The sequence below is a fragment of the Limnothrix sp. HT2024 genome, assembly GCF_059138625.1.
In genome coordinates, this window is sequence record NZ_CM181121.1 from 64126 (window position 1) to 78599 (window position 14474).

The 14474-nt window shown below is 55.7% G+C and carries 11 protein-coding genes; 2 read left to right on the plus strand and 9 right to left on the minus strand.

What is annotated here, in order from left to right; all coding sequences use genetic code 11:
* Positions 1–124: 124 nt before the first annotated feature.
* Complete coding sequence (locus AC2IAX_RS00270; protein ID WP_494388815.1) at positions 125–859, plus strand: DUF928 domain-containing protein; 735 nt, start codon at positions 125–127, stop codon at positions 857–859.
* Here AC2IAX_RS00270 and AC2IAX_RS00275 read toward each other — a convergent pair.
* The 7 genes from AC2IAX_RS00275 to AC2IAX_RS00305 form a co-directional block, all read right to left on the minus strand.
* On the minus strand, positions 839–3442 hold the full coding sequence (locus AC2IAX_RS00275; protein WP_494388816.1) for a CHAT domain-containing protein: 2604 nt from the start codon (positions 3440–3442) through the stop codon (positions 839–841). The two genes, AC2IAX_RS00270 and AC2IAX_RS00275, sit on opposite strands and share 21 nt — an antisense overlap.
* Positions 3439–6498 (minus strand): two-partner secretion domain-containing protein, encoded by a 3060-nt coding sequence (locus AC2IAX_RS00280; protein ID WP_494388817.1) that lies wholly within the window; start codon positions 6496–6498, stop codon positions 3439–3441. Before AC2IAX_RS00280 ends, AC2IAX_RS00275 begins: the two co-directional genes overlap by 4 nt.
* A 112-nt stretch (positions 6499–6610) precedes the next feature.
* Positions 6611–7804: a DUF1822 family protein gene (locus AC2IAX_RS00285; protein WP_494388818.1), complete on the minus strand. Its 1194-nt coding sequence runs from the start codon at positions 7802–7804 to the stop codon at positions 6611–6613.
* A gap of 412 nt (positions 7805–8216) precedes the next feature.
* Positions 8217–8978, minus strand: coding sequence for a hypothetical protein (locus AC2IAX_RS00290; RefSeq protein WP_494388819.1), 762 nt, complete (start codon positions 8976–8978; stop codon positions 8217–8219).
* A gap of 77 nt (positions 8979–9055) precedes the next feature.
* Positions 9056–9973: an S-layer homology domain-containing protein gene (locus tag AC2IAX_RS00295; protein ID WP_494388820.1), complete on the minus strand. Its 918-nt coding sequence runs from the start codon at positions 9971–9973 to the stop codon at positions 9056–9058.
* Between the two features lie 100 nt (positions 9974–10073).
* On the minus strand, positions 10074–11174 hold the full coding sequence (aroC, locus tag AC2IAX_RS00300) for a chorismate synthase (RefSeq protein WP_494388821.1): 1101 nt from the start codon (positions 11172–11174) through the stop codon (positions 10074–10076).
* A 386-nt stretch (positions 11175–11560) separates the two neighbouring features.
* Positions 11561–12433: an alpha/beta fold hydrolase gene (locus tag AC2IAX_RS00305; RefSeq protein ID WP_494388822.1), complete on the minus strand. Its 873-nt coding sequence runs from the start codon at positions 12431–12433 to the stop codon at positions 11561–11563.
* A 201-nt stretch (positions 12434–12634) separates the two neighbouring features.
* On the opposite strand from AC2IAX_RS00305, the gene AC2IAX_RS00310 reads away from it, so the two are divergent.
* Complete coding sequence (locus tag AC2IAX_RS00310; RefSeq protein ID WP_099535604.1) at positions 12635–13150, plus strand: 2TM domain-containing protein; 516 nt, start codon at positions 12635–12637, stop codon at positions 13148–13150.
* A gap of 71 nt (positions 13151–13221) precedes the next feature.
* Here AC2IAX_RS00310 and AC2IAX_RS00315 read toward each other — a convergent pair whose 3' ends face one another.
* Both AC2IAX_RS00315 and AC2IAX_RS00320 read right to left on the minus strand, forming a co-directional pair.
* Positions 13222–14061 carry an ABC transporter ATP-binding protein gene (locus AC2IAX_RS00315; protein ID WP_494388823.1) on the minus strand — a complete coding sequence of 280 codons (840 nt, stop codon included), beginning with the start codon at positions 14059–14061 and terminating at the stop codon, positions 13222–13224.
* Positions 14062–14234: 173 nt separating this feature from the next.
* On the minus strand, positions 14235–14438 hold the full coding sequence (locus AC2IAX_RS00320; RefSeq protein ID WP_494388824.1) for a hypothetical protein: 204 nt from the start codon (positions 14436–14438) through the stop codon (positions 14235–14237).
* Positions 14439–14474 lie beyond the last annotated feature (36 nt).

A 14474-nucleotide genomic window follows, 5' to 3' on the forward strand; every position in this document is an offset into this window, starting at 1 on the left:
ACTCGCCTTGATTCAGGCGAATCAGAGAAATTTCGGGGAAGATAGTGATTGAGCACCTATCTTTCCCCTCTTCTGAATCATGATTCATGTTCAGTCTTGTTGTGTTGGGTTTGGACTACCCCGCATGGGCATTGTTTTGGGTAGTTTGTTGGCGGGGGTGACGCTCGGAGCCTTGCCGGGATGGGCGATCGACCCGCTCCAGCAGATCGCCCGCCTGGCCCATCCAACCCTGAACCAAGCTCAGCGGCAGCTCAAACAAACCAGACCCCCCGTGCGGGGCGATCGTCCGATCAATGGCCGCAGACGCGGGGCCGGGAGCTATAGCGGCTGTGTCGTGGGGGGTTCAGCGGATCCGGCCAAGCTGTTGGTGGCGCTGGTTCCGCAGACTATTTGGGAAGATGGGACAACGGTGGTTTTGGGCGAAACCCGCCATGCTCAGCCTGGGTTGTGGTTTTATGTGCGCTATCCAGCGGGCACGGTGTTGGAATGGGAATTGCAAGATGCGGTCGGTCATTCCCTGGATCAGCAGCGCCTGGTGATGGGTTCCCAAGCGGGGCTGCTGCGATTGCCCCTATTGCCCAACGGCCCGGGTCTTGTGCCTAATCGCTTCTATCACTGGTATTTGCGAGTGAGCTGTGCCAATCGACCCGAGGAACCGGTGGACTTTGTGATGGGCACGATCGTCCATGCGGCCCATGCCAAAACGGAATATTGGTTGGATCAGCTCGATCGGCTCTTGAGTCCCGATGGCCAAGGGCGATCGCCCCAATTGATAGAACTCCTGGATCAGGAGGGCTTTAGCGATTTGCGCGAGGCCCCCTTGGCCGCGCCGCTTCAGCTAGCGCCAGTCACCAATTAGGACAAAGCCCGCCCAGGAATAGGGATCGGCAGCGAGGTTGCCTTGATCGCTCAGCAGCTTTAGCTTGGCCTGCTGGAGGGCGCGGGCTTTGGACAGTCCAGCCAGCCAACCCCTGTAAAACTGACTAAAAAACTGATTGGCGGTGTCGTCGGCAGGAATATTCCACAACGAAGACACCAGACTGCGCGCGCCCGATCGCACAGCCAACCCTGCTAAACCCAAGGCCTCGTAACGATCGCCCGTGGCCGTTTGGCAGGCGGACAAGGTGAGCAAATCCAATGGTTCCGACCGCTTGGCCCGCCGCTCCTTCAGCAACTGATCCAAATCTTCCGTGTTGAGCTTGCCTTCCCAGGTCAGCAAGAAGGTGTCATCGCGCTGGGAACTAAATTGCCCATGGGTGGCCAAGTGCAACACGGTGATCGGTTGGCTGACCAAGGCTTGGGTCAAGGCCCTGGGCGTAAATTGCTGGTTGAGCAAAACTTGCCCCTTCAGCAGTTTTCCCAACTGGGCAAGCTGTTGGGGCACGGGAGCCAGGGCCGCAAAGCCCTCGCGCGGTTCGGACAAGCCAGCCCACAGGGCCGGGCCGCGCCGTCCCCGATCGGAGGCTGGATCCAGCTTCACATCAGGGGCGATCGCGACGGCAAAGGATTCCACCAAATAGCGCTCCCCGTCAAACAAGGCATCGATTGGCAAGTTCCGTAGGGAAGGATCCAACACACAAACCAACAGATTAATGTCCGCCGCCGTCAGGATCGGGCGATGGGGTTCCAAAATCCAGCGATAGAGCTGTTGGCTGTCCTGTTGCAAGGCGCGGGCCCTGCCCACTTGTCTGAAGTGGCGGGTGAGGCGTTTGACGATCGTCTCCAACTCGGATCGGGCGATCGGCTGGCGGTGCAGGTTTTGGCGTTCTTGGCCCGTTTGGGGATCCTTCCAACGCACCAGCGTATCGATCGACCGGTTGGCCGATCCCGAGGCCAAATCCGGTGGCAATTCCGTGATCGCCACCACCACCACCGCCGTTCGTTCATCGGTAGTCGAGTCAGCCAACTGAAGCAAGTTCGACGGGGCAGGATTGTCAAGGCGACATTGCAGAAAATTCTCAATCCGTTGCAGTTGCAGATTTTGAAGCTGTTCGCTGGCTTCAATCCAATGGTTGGTTTCAGCCGAAGCGAACAACAGCCCCATTTGTTGGCGATAGAGCGGCTCGGCGCGATCGAGCCAGCCTTGCACCCCTTCCGTTTGCAATCCCGGCAGCCGCACACTCAGGCCCGCCAAACTGGAGCGGGCGGCTTGGGCCGCTTCGGCGGCCAAGCGGTAAGCAGCCAAAGCCTCGCGGGCTTGGCCCAAATGGTGCGCCATTCGCCCCCACAGCCACAGGGCCTCGTAATTCCATTCGGGCCGATCGAGCGGTTCCCATTGCCCCAGGGCCGATCGGGCCGCTTGGGCCGCCCCTGCCCGATCGCTCCCTTGGGCCAACACCTGGCCGCGCAATTGCCAAGCCCAACCCAACAGGGCCCGATCGCCCAAGGATTCCGCCTGCTGTTGGGCCCGTTGCACCAGGGACAACACCTGCGCCATGGGCATCGGTTGGTTTAATTGGGTTAAGGCCCGGGCCGCCGCCAACTGCAACGCCACCGCCGATCGCCCCCCTGTCCAGCGCTGGGCCACCAGTCGCAATTGTTCCGCCCACTCCGACGACTCTGGCCGCCCGCGTTCTGTGGCCAATTCCAGTCGCCCAACCATGGCCGATCGCCATAGGGCTGGATCGGGCCCCAAGATCACCGCATGATAATGCTCGATCGCGGTTTCGACCCAGGCTCCTTGCTCCGTGGTCGATTCACCCATGGCCGCCCGCCGACTGGCGATTTGGGCCAAGGTCAATTCCGCCGCCGCGCCCAAAACCGGTTTCGCCTCGATCGCCGCCTGCCAAGCCTGTTCAAAGTCTTCGGCCCACAGCAACGCCAGGGCCAAGCGATGCAATCCCCGGGCCCGAACGGCGATCGCCTCCGGTTCCTGGGGCGGTTCCTGTTGCCAGTGGCGCTGCAAATCCCACAGCCGCACCAAGGCCCGGCGCTGGTTGCCGGCCCCCTGCCAAACGGCGGCCAAGTCAATTTGGCTATTGAGAGTTCCCACGGAGTCGCTGGCCGCTTGGTATTGCTGGGCGGCCATTTGAAAAGCCTGCTCCGCCACACTCCACTGCTGTTGAAGGGCGGCAGTTGCTCCAGCGGCTCCCCACAGCCGAGCGGCCACGGCAGCCGACAGACCACCCGCGAGGGCCGATCGCCCCCGATCGATCCAAGCTTGGGCCGCCGTCATTTCACTGAGTTGCAGGTGGGCCCAAGTCAAATAACTCGCCACCAGGCCGATTGTTTCCCGATCGTCCCGCTGCATTGCTGGTTCCAACACCGATTGCCAAAGGGCGATCGCCCCCCGATAGCGACCCTCGTGATAGGCTTGTCGGCCCGCTGCGAGCAAGTCGTCCAAGGCTTGGGCTTGGGCCCGTTCCCCGAGACCCGACAGGGCGATCGCCCCGCCCCAGCCCAACAAACCCAGAAGCGATCGACGAGACCAGGATCGGTTCATGGTTCAGCCCCCCAGCGACAACCAGAGTCAAATCCCGCCCATTGCACTGGAGCAGCGGCCACCAACTGAATTTGCCCAGTTTCGGTTCTTTGCCAATGGGTGGCTTCCAAGATTGGCTCCCGCAGCGGAGAGGTGGTTTCGGCTTGGGCGGTGGTCATTGGGGCGATCGGGCGCAAATCCGCCGCAAAGGGCATGGTTTCCAAGGTAGCCGCCTCGATCGGGTTGGGTGCTTGGCCCGCCCGTCCCAAGGCAAAAAACTCGATCGCCCCCGGATCCGATCGGGGGCCGCAGGGGCTAGTGGGTTTGGGGGGCACACCAACCGCCGTTGGCAGGGCGATCGCCCCTCGGGCCGGGTCGGGGTTCAACACTTCCAGTTGCACTGTGCCGCTAAATTCGGGCCCCCGCGCGGAGCTGACGGTGATATCACTGCGATCGGTTGGCGCATTCCGAAACGCTGTGCCAAATACGCCTTGGGCGCGCAAATTCACCCGCCCACCAAAACTATTCACCGAATTTGCGGCAATATCGCTGTTTTCCAGTGCCACCAGCGTGTCAGTGTCAATCACAATGTTGCCGCCCGTTGCTTCCCCCTGAGCGTTGGTGCTGATCAGCGATCGCTCCCGTAATTCGATCCCTTGGCTATCAATTTGGATACCGCCAAACGCCCCCGATCGCGTTTCGGCTGACAAATGCCCATTATTCATCTGCAACTGGTCAACAACGAGTCGCATCCGTCCTGCTGCGCCACTGCCGGATGACCCCACGGCTAAGGTCGTTCCTGGCTGTAAGGTCAAGGATGCGGCTTGTATATCAAGGCTGCCCCCTTCTCCCGTTGACTCGACATCTGCTCCCACAAAAATGCCGCTAAACGATCCTAAGTTTTGCCCAATGATGTTGTTATCAACACTGTTTTCAAAGAGCTTTTGTCGCTCAGAAAAAAGCGGATCAAGCCCTGCGACGACCATCTCATTTGCCTGAATGGTGATGTCACCTGCCCGACCTGCACTCTGGGTCGTGGCGATCGCTTGTCCTCCATTCAAAAATGATAGGCGATCTGCTTCAAGCACAATGCTTCCTGCATCTTGGTTAGAGAATGTTTGGGTATTAATTACAGCACCATTAGAAACCGTTAGTGATTGTGCTTCTACTCGAATCGTTCCACCGCTACCGCGACTTCCCCGCTCAGCAGAACTCAAGATTGCACTAGCTGATAAATCAGGGCCAACTCCATCAACAATCACAGGCCCCGGCACAAAAATCCGAATATTGCCAGCATTACCGCGCCCGTTGGTTCTCGTGATAATTAAGCCACCCTCCAGAACAGACAAAGCATTGGTATTAACCTGAATATTTCCTCCTTCCCCTGTACCCGTTCTTGAAACGGAACTATACAATCCACTAGATTGCTGAAAAACGAGTCTTTCTGTTTCAGAAAATATAAGTGTTTCTTCCAATTGACCTACACCAGAGATGTTAATTGCTTCACTGACATTAATTAATAAACTGCCTGCATTGCCGCTTCCAAGCGTGTTGGCATTAATGAATCCACCATCGCGAAGCGTGAGCGATCGCGCCTGAAGATCGATGGTTCCACCATTCCCCGTGGAATTTTCTGTGCTGCGGCTATAGATTCCGCTCGGGTCTCGATCGACTTCTATTTCAGGTCTAATATCCACGCGCTCAATCAAAATATCGCCTGTTGCTCGGATGGTAATCCGACCTGCATTCCCCTGCCCTGAAGTATTAGCCCGAATTGAGCCGCCGTCAGTCATATAAATTGAGTTGACTTGGATATCAATTCGCCCACCACTGCCTAACCCTGATGTCTCTGCCAAGTTGAGAACGCCACTAAATAAATAGGGCTTTGAGCTTGCACCGGTCACCGTTAATTTGTCAGCCGTTAGGGATAAATTTCCCGCATTCCCTAATCCCTCAGTTCCGGTATAAACACGACCACCATTAGATAGCTGAATCAATTGAGCATTTAGTGTGGTATTGCCAGCATTACCCACGGAATCTGGATCAACACCATTAGAAAAAAAGGTTAACCCTCCATCTAGAGTGATCGTATCAGTGGCTCGGGCAATAATATCGCCACTAGTGGGTAATGTCGCAAGAATGGTGGGATCAAGGTTAGTCACACTCAATTCAGAGTTTTTCTCTAAGGAACTAGGAATAACACCTGCAAAAACCTTAGAACCAGAAGTGAGGGTGATGTTGTGGCCATCTAATTGCACCGTCCCACCCTGAACCGGGTCTCGAACGTCCAAAAGGGCTTTATTCGTTAATAGAATGTTCGATGGTGAAATAGCAGCTTGACCAGTGCCGATCGATCCGGAATTTGTGGTTTGAATGGTGGCAATTGGTGCATTAAACGCCAGGGTTGCATCGGGATTGTTGGCGATTAGTTGCAGGTGACCACGTGGCGCAATCAACACACCACCATCCAGCTCGATCGCCCCACCAAACAAGCCGATCGCCTGACTCGGTTTCACTTCTAAACCCGTGGGAAGGGTCGCAGTTGGATCAGTCGATCGCGCCTCCACCCGAATCGGCCCCGGCGCGGATCCATACTGCAACCCCACCGGTACAGTCATCGACAGCAACGGCCGACCTGCTGGATCGTTCACCCCAAAACTCAGCCCATCCGCAAACACCAGGCGATCGGCCGTAGTCGCAAAAAACGACCCGCCCAGATCTAGGCGAGCATTGGGCCCAAACAAAATCCCCGCTGGATTTAATAGGAAAAGATTGGCTGCCCCATTGGCCCTCAGCGTCCCGTCCAGGAGTGATCGCTGGCCACCGGTCACGCGGGCAAAAATGTTGGCCACGTCGGCGGCATTGTTGAAGTGAGCCAGCCCACCCGTGGGAATCGAAAATTGCTGAAAACTATGAAACAGGTTGCTCCCGGCCCGATCGCCCCCCTCGATCGTCCATTGGTTGGGTTCCCGTTGCTGCACCGTGGTTGAAAGTTGACCATCCGGGGCGATCGACTCAGCAACCGCAGCAGTGGCCAAAAAGCTTGCCATCAACCCATGGGTTAACATAACCCCCATTCCAACCAGGGAGATGGTGCGGCAATTTAGTGCTTGTAGACCCCAAATGTGTGCCATGGTAGCCCTGACGAAACCAGACACATTTTATCGAACCCTAGCGAGCGGGCGCGAATTACAACAATGGTGCAGTTAAAGTTTCAATAACTTTAAAATCCCCCAGCACCACTTGCACCATGAAGGTTTCCCCAGGTTCTGCAATGAAATCAATTTTTAGACTTGTGTGGCCCTCTGGGGTGGTCTGCTCCATAGTTTGTCCCAAATGATCCAAAAGCATGAGTTGTAATTCGTTGGGTAAAGGCATTTCCACATTCAGATGTTGCAGCCGAATGGTAATGTCCCACAGCAGGAGGCTCTCAGACAAGTTCTCAGGCCTGATTTCTTCTTCTTCGGTGAGTTCATGGTTGCCAATCACCACACTCAGCAGAATTGGCTTTTCCAAAGTCTCGATCGCCAGGGTTTTGGCCCCTGTGATTTTTGGCTGTTTTCGGTAACCGACTCTAAAGGAATCTGGCTCTAGGATGTCTTGCAATAAACTGTTCAGATTCTGCCAACCATGCTCGAATTGATTTTCGAGCCAGGGGATCAGGGAAACGGCCGGCTTGGCTCCCGTTGGTTTGACTTCTGGAGGGAGTTCTGAATCAGGTTCTGGATTAATTCTAGGATTGATCTCTGGATTGATCTCTGGATTAATCTTGGGATCGATTTCCGAGCTGGCTACTGCGTTGCTGGTTGAAACATTCTGCTGACTAGTTTCAGAATTTACAATGCGAGTTTCTGCAACCTTTGCATCCCACCATTCTAAGAAATCATCCAAAGATTGGAGTTCTGAGAGCCAAATTTGTTCTCGATCGAACAGGGCCGATGTGGGGATAAATCCAATCAAAGTGGCTTCGGGGCGATCGCCCGTTTGCAAATCCAAGCCAATGGCAAAGTAGCCGACCCGATCGGCTTGGGATTCTGGGGCAATTTCCAAAGCATCAGCCCCCGGAAAAACCGGCCGGCACTCTACTCGACCTACTCCCTCGATCGCCAAATCCGCCACATCATCAAATCCTCGAATTACAGAATCCCAACTCTCGCAATCCTGATGGGAATGGGGAATTTGCAGCCAATTTAACCAATCACTGAGGGCTAGGATTGCCAACGTATTGTGATAGATCACATCACGCTGGCTTGGATGCGTTGCGGACTGGGAAAATTGTTCGGCGGTGGCTCGGTGTTTGGCGCGCAAGGGAATTGTAATTATTTCGTGGAACTGGTTAGTTTCTGTGGGTTGAGGATTGGGTGAAATGGGGTCAAGGGTCATGATCTAGTTGTCCGTCATTGGAGGGTTAACCAACTCAATTTTGATTGAAATTCAAGTTTGTTTCAGGCTAATTTCAAGTAGTCTTCAATGATTAATTCTGATTGACAATACCAATTTTGAAAAACCAAAGACCAGGGATGGTAGTCCCCGACTGGAGTTGATCAATATTTGGTCAATCGTCAATTAGAAGAAGCAATTGAAAGAAGCAATTGAAAATTTAAAGCCACCTGAATCGAGAATACTGTCTCCTCTTAGAGGGTTTTTGCTAAAGAGTAGGCTTGATTAGAGAGTGACAAAAACGATGAAAATGAAGAGAGTGGGTGTACTAGGAGATGCATGTCTAGATTTAATTAATTCACGAGAAGAATTTTCTTGAAGAACTAAGTTCAAGAAAGCTTCTGCGTAAATTAGGCTATTCATCGGGCGGTTGGAGCGACTTCTTAAAGCGCCGAACCGACTCGAAGAACTGATCTTTATTGCGAGTGTAGATAGAACTAAGAGTATTGGCATTGACGGATAGCTCAATGGCCAATTTCCGCATACTCTTTCCTTGATTTTTAGCATCAATCAGTTGTTCAAGGCGAATTGACTCAAAAACCACTTTTTGTAGCAATCCATCGGGATCTTGGGCTTTGTAAAGTCGCCAAACTTCCGATGAATCCAGCTCTTCTTGCGCCATGAGTGCTGACCAAGGGTTCATATCGGCGGGCAGCTCGCCCCGCTCATCCAGGTTTTCCAAATCTACACCGGTTGCAAAGGGTGTGCGCACGCCGGTTAAATCGCGGACAGCATCCTTAAATAGCCACTTGAGTTTGTCGTTGAGCCAAGTCATGACTTCACCCCGATCGGGATCGTACTGTTTCTTCTGGATGGCGATGGTTAGCCAATCGAGCAAGCGGCAAAATGCCTCGTGATAAAACTCCTCATAACGGGGGTGATCTCGATAAACCTTCTGGGTTGCTAGAGAACGTCGAAGCCGGTTCGATTCACAAACAAGTTTCAGCACCTGCTCGATCGCTTTTCTGAACTCTAGACTTTGGGGCGGTAGACTTTGGGCCCGCAGCACCAGGGTTTGGAGGGTTTGGTTTAATTGGCGATCGCGATCGGGATCGGGGGATCCTGGCGGTGGAGGCTGGAAGGTGAATCGCACCACAGACGAAGACCTAATAGACATCGATGTTGAGGCCGGCAATCATCTTTACTATCGCGGCGGTCACCAAAATTTGTGCAAAAGCAGGGAATTTGTTGCGCTTAGTTTACGGCTGGGGAAGCTGGCGGGGCGATCGGGGACGGTGCATTGCTGAGCAAATCCTTGGCGGTGATGCCTTGGCCTTCGGGGCCAAAGTACCAAAGAGCGGCGGCGGCTTCCCCTTGGGTGATCGGTTTTTTGGGTTGCAGAAGGGTGGTGAACCCAAAAACCCGGCGAATGTTGGAGAGTTCGCCATTTTCGCGATCGGCAGCGATCGCCCGGAGGGCCTGGGCATCTACCTTGGTTGCATCCAAAAATCCCCAGGCCTTTTGCACGGTTTCCACGGTGGCCGGTGGCAAGGGACGACGCAAATCGAGGGGCACTTTCCACAGCACCATGGTTTCCCGTGTGAGGGGGCCATCGGGGCTGAAGGTGGGGCTGTTGTTGCCCGTTAAGCGACTGGGGATAATGCCCGCTTCGGCCAAGCCTTGGATGGTGGGAAAATCTGGATCCGTGGTGGGCACATCGGTGAAGAGGGGTTGGCTGCTGACATTGGCCGATCGCACCTGCCAGGCCGGGCGGTTTTGGAACAGTTGGTTATTGGCGCTCGCGAGCCAGCGGGCAAATTGCCGCCGGGTCACGATTTGGTTCGGATCCTGGAGGCCCTGGAGGCGATCGAGCTTGCGCCAATCTTGCCAATAGGGTTGCAATTCCTGAGAGAGGCTGGCGATCGGGCTGGGTTGAACGGTGGGACTAGGGCTGGGGCTGGGGCTGGGACTGAGGGCGATCGGGTCAGGACTCGGAGCAATCAAGCTCGGACTCGGACTCGGGCTGGGTTGAGCGGCGGGGCTAGGACTCGCTTGCAAGGCCGGGTCGGGCGCGAGGGATTGTTCCAAGGCTCGGCTGGCTGCACCATCGTTGGCACAGCCGCCCAAACCCAAGGGCAATAAGCCGCACAGCAACCCCAAAATGCCCGCCATGCCGAATCTCGACTTGGCCGATCCTGACATCCTCAATCTCGACATACCCGATCTCGACTTGGCTGATCTCGATTTGGCTGATCTCAACGCAATCTCTACGCTATGCCAAATCTTCGAGGGTGTGGCATTGGGCCCGATCGCGCAGCAAATGATCACAAACCACCAACGCCACCATCGCCTCCACCATCGGTACGGCCCGGGGCAACACACAGGGATCGTGGCGACCCTTGCCCGCCAGCACCTTGGCTTCCCCGGTTTGATCGACGGTGTTTTGGGCCTTGCGAATCGTGGCCGTGGGCTTGAAGGCAATGCGAATCACGACCGGTTCGCCGTTGCTGATGCCGCCTTGGACTCCGCCCGATCGATTGGTGCTCGTCCGCAGTTTGCCCGTTTCATCGGTGTAAAACTCGTCGTTGTGTTCGCTGCCCTTCAGCAACGTGCCCGCAAAGCCCGATCCCACCTCGAACCCTTTGGTGGCGGGCAGGGACATCACTGCTTTGGCTAGGTCGGCTTCCAGGCGATCGAACACAGGCGACCCCAAGCCCATCGGCAAATTCCGCACGACGCATTCCACCACGCCCCCGACCGAATCGCCCTCATCGCGGATCGACTCAATCAGGGCGATCGCCCGTTCGGCAAAGTCCCCATCGGGCGATCGCAGAATGTTGCTTTCCACCTGCTCCGTGGTCACGGTCAGCGGGTCGATCGTCGCTTCGAGATCCTTAATTCGCTTCACGTAGCCGACGATTTCGATGTTGCCGAATTCCGTCAGGATCTTTTTGGCGATCGCCCCGGCTGCCACCCGCCCGATCGTTTCGCGCGCGGACGATCGCCCACCACCCTGCCAATTGCGAAACCCGTATTTTGCGTCATAGGTCGCGTCGGCGTGGGACGGGCGATAGGTCTTGGCCATCTCGTCATAGTCCTGGGGCCGGGTGTCCTTATTGCGCACCAAAATCGCGATCGGGGTACCCAGGGTTTTGCCCTCAAACACCCCCGAAAGGATTTCGCACTGGTCGGTTTCCTTGCGTGGCGTGGTGATTTTGCTTTGGCCCGGCCGGCGGCGATCGAGTTCCACTTGAATTTCTTCGGCCGTTAGGGGCAACCGGGGCGGGCAACCGTCAATGACCACCCCAACCCCACCACCGTGGGATTCGCCAAAGGTGGTGATCCGAAACAGATGTCCAAACGTGTTGCCCATGGTGACTTTGTGTGGTGCGGCGGTGCGATCGGCCTGTGAAGCGGCGCTGATTAGTCGAATTTGTATCCTATCACCCGCCTCCACGTTCCCAGACTGTGACCCTGAGCGGATGTCTGAAAAGCCACAGCTAGAACTAGCTGGTGGGCCCCATCGATCGACACAGGCAAAGGGCCCCATCGATCGACACAGGCAAAGGGCCCCATCGATCGACACAGGCAAAGGGCCCCATCGATCGGCACAGGCAAAGGGCCCCATCGATCAGCACAGACAAAGGGCCCCATCGATCAGCACAGACAAAGGGCCTCGTTGATCGACACAGACAAGGGGCCTCATCGATCGACACAGACAAGGGGCTTAAGCCCCTTGCCCCCCCACGACAACTCCCATTACTTGGGTGAATCGAGTGGCCCAAAACCCTGTTCCTGAAGCCAGCGATCGATATCTGCCAAAACCCGATCGGGAATTTCCCAAGGAAACAGGTGTGCCACGCCGTCATAACAGTGCCATTGGCTGTGGGGTAAGCCGGTGGCGGTTTCCAGACTGGCGATCGGGGTGATGTGGCGATCGCCCGCTCCGGCCATCACCAATGCTGGGCAGCAAATTTTGGCCAAATCCGCCCGGCGATCGTAGCCAGCCTGAAGCGCCTGACGCAGCGATCGGGTGGCCGCCCCTGAGGTTTGCAACACATCCCACACCGCCGATTCAGCCAAGTAGCGATAGGTTTCGGGGGTGTGGCGTTGGATCAAGTAGCGCAGGAGCGATCGCTCGCCAAATTGCCGAATATTCCAAGCCCAACCGGGCCATACCCCATTCAACAGGGCTGCAATCAGGGTGTAGGCCAAGTCCCGGCGTTGGCTGGGCATGGGGGCGCTGCGGGGGCGGGCCGCCGTGGCGATCAGAATCAGCCCTTGCACTCGATCGGGATGTCGCAGGGCCAACTCCAGGGCCAAAATTCCCCCCAAGGACCAACCCAAAACCAGGGCTTGGTCAATTTGGAGTCGATCGAGCAGGGCAACCAAATCCGCAATGTGGGCTTCCATGGCAAAGTCACCCCCCGATCGACTGCGGCCATATCCCCGCAAATCCGGCGCGATCGTCCAGAATCGATCGGCCCAATGGCGCGTAAACACTCGCATACTGCGCCCAGAGCCGGGGTGACCATGCAAACACAACAGCGGCAGCCCCCGGCCGCGGGTTTCCACATGGAGCGCTTGCGGGATGGCTTGAGGAATTGCTGGGGCCTGTTCAGAAGCAGCCAACGGTTGATCAACCTCAGTACCATAGGAACATCGATATTATGATTCGTAGTTCGATGGCCGAGTTCGATCGTCTAGTTCGATCGTCTAGTTCGGTTGAAATCGCCGAATGAGATTGCTGAAGTTTTGGATCGCCGAGTTCATCGCCCGATCGCAGGCAGCCCCGCCTGATAAACAACGGCCAAGACCAGATATAACCCACCTATGACTAACGCTGATCGATCGCCCTTAGCCAATCCTGATGCACGCGGTTCCGACTCCCGCTTCATTGATGTGCCCACCCGCGATAATTATGATCGGGATGCGGTTCAGGAAATTTTGCAACTCGCGATCGCCCGTCGCCAGGATATTGAGCAATATTCCCGCAGTCAGCTTCTGGAATTGGCCGATGAAATCGGGATCGATCGCACTGATTTGTACGCAGCCGAACAGCGTTGGTTGGCTCAAAATGGAGATCGATCGCAACGCCAACAATTCGTAGCCGCCCAACGGCAGCGCTTAAAACTAAACCTGGGTAAATTTGGCATTGTCAACGGTTTTTTATTACTGATCGACTTGGTTTCCTCGGGTCATTTGGGCTGGTCGCTCACCTTGGGTTTGGGGTGGGGAATGTTCATTGCCCTGGATGCCTGGAAGTCTTTGCAACCGGATACGGAAGACTTTGAAAAACGATTCCAAAAATGGCAACTTCAGCAAAAAACTGTGGATGATTGGGATTAAAGCAACTCCCAATTCTGGCTGAATTCTGGCTGAATCTTGGATCAATCGAAGCTACTGAACCTGAGTCTTAACTAGGCGGTAACCACCTGAATTGGCCCCTCGATCGCGCTGTTGAAAAACTGGCGCACGTAGGGATTATCGGTGGTGTCAATTTCCTGGATCTTCCCCTGCCAGCGAATGCGCCCATCGTACAAAAACACCACCCGATCGGCTGTGCGGCGAATGGTGCTGTCTTGGTGGGTCACGACCACATAGGTTGAGCAGAAATTGACCTTTTGGCTCAGTTCCCGCATCAGGTCTTCCACAATTGTGGAGGCGATCGGGTCAAGGCCAGCCGTTGGCTCGTCATAGAGCAACACTTCGGGAATGGGTGTGCCGTCGGGCGCAGGATTTTCAATGATGGCGCGGGCAAAACTGACCCGTTTTTTCATGCCGCCCGACAACTCCGCCGGGTAGCGATCGGCAATGGCCGGCAACCCCACTCGCTCCAGGGCGCGATCGACCAGTTTTTGAACTTCATTCGGCGGCAACTGGCCCGCCTCCAGCAAGGAAAATCCCACATTTTCGCCCACTGTCAAGGAGTCAAACAGGGCGGCTTGCTGAAACACCAACTTGATTTCTACCCCCTCCGGTTCGTGGCTGTCGCCCAGCAGGCCTTGGCGGGGTTCTCCTAACAAATAAACCTCGCCTTCGTCGGGTTCCAACAGACCGCTAATCACCCGTAAAATGGTTGATTTTCCCGTGCCGGAGGGGCCAATAATTGCGATCGCCTCGTTGGGATAAATGGCGAAATCTACCCGATCGAGAATTTTGCGATCGCCCAGTGTTTTGCTGACCCCGCGCAGTTCCACCAAGGGGCGATCAAGGGGCAGCGGGTTCGCCGATCCGCCACAAACCAGGGATTGGGACATGTCTGGAATGATTGGGTGATTGCTTGCTGTTTTGGATCCGATCGCGGCAAGTCTGGCAATTGATGGGTTGCGATCAATGAGTTGCGATCGATGGGTTGAACTGGTCTCGCAGCACGAATTAGACCGACTGACCAGCAGCCAGCATTCCCAGCCATGCCAACCCACCGAGCGGGCTACTCATCCCGGGATCCAATCCGCAACGCGCTATCCTCATGGAAATTACGACGGTTGGAAACGGTTGATTCCGTTGCTCGCCATTTTAGCCCGCCCGTTTGCGGATCCAGGCTGGGGCGATCGGGATTCAGGATCAGCGGATTAATCACCGGCTCAATCAGCGCCAACAACGGGGATCCATGGATGTTAGGGCATGTCGTCAAATCGTCTAAAACCTTGATTCCGCCGTTGGCAGATCG

Excerpts from the sequence above, each read along its gene's own strand:
- AC2IAX_RS00270 (WP_494388815.1), top strand. The coding sequence starts at position 125 with ATGGGCATTGTTTTGGGTAGTTTGTTGGCGGGGGTGACGCTCGGAGCC.
- AC2IAX_RS00275 (WP_494388816.1), bottom strand. The coding sequence starts at position 3,442 with ATGAACCGATCCTGGTCTCGTCGATCGCTTCTGGGTTTGTTGGGCTGG.
- AC2IAX_RS00280 (WP_494388817.1), bottom strand. The coding sequence starts at position 6,498 with ATGGGGGTTATGTTAACCCATGGGTTGATGGCAAGCTTTTTGGCCACT.
- AC2IAX_RS00285 (WP_494388818.1), bottom strand. The coding sequence starts at position 7,804 with ATGACCCTTGACCCCATTTCACCCAATCCTCAACCCACAGAAACTAAC.
- AC2IAX_RS00290 (WP_494388819.1), bottom strand. The coding sequence starts at position 8,978 with ATGTCTATTAGGTCTTCGTCTGTGGTGCGATTCACCTTCCAGCCTCCA.
- AC2IAX_RS00295 (WP_494388820.1), bottom strand. The coding sequence starts at position 9,973 with ATGGCGGGCATTTTGGGGTTGCTGTGCGGCTTATTGCCCTTGGGTTTG.
- aroC (WP_494388821.1), bottom strand. The coding sequence starts at position 11,174 with ATGGGCAACACGTTTGGACATCTGTTTCGGATCACCACCTTTGGCGAA.
- AC2IAX_RS00310 (WP_099535604.1), top strand. The coding sequence starts at position 12,635 with ATGACTAACGCTGATCGATCGCCCTTAGCCAATCCTGATGCACGCGGT.
- AC2IAX_RS00315 (WP_494388823.1), bottom strand. The coding sequence starts at position 14,061 with ATGTCCCAATCCCTGGTTTGTGGCGGATCGGCGAACCCGCTGCCCCTT.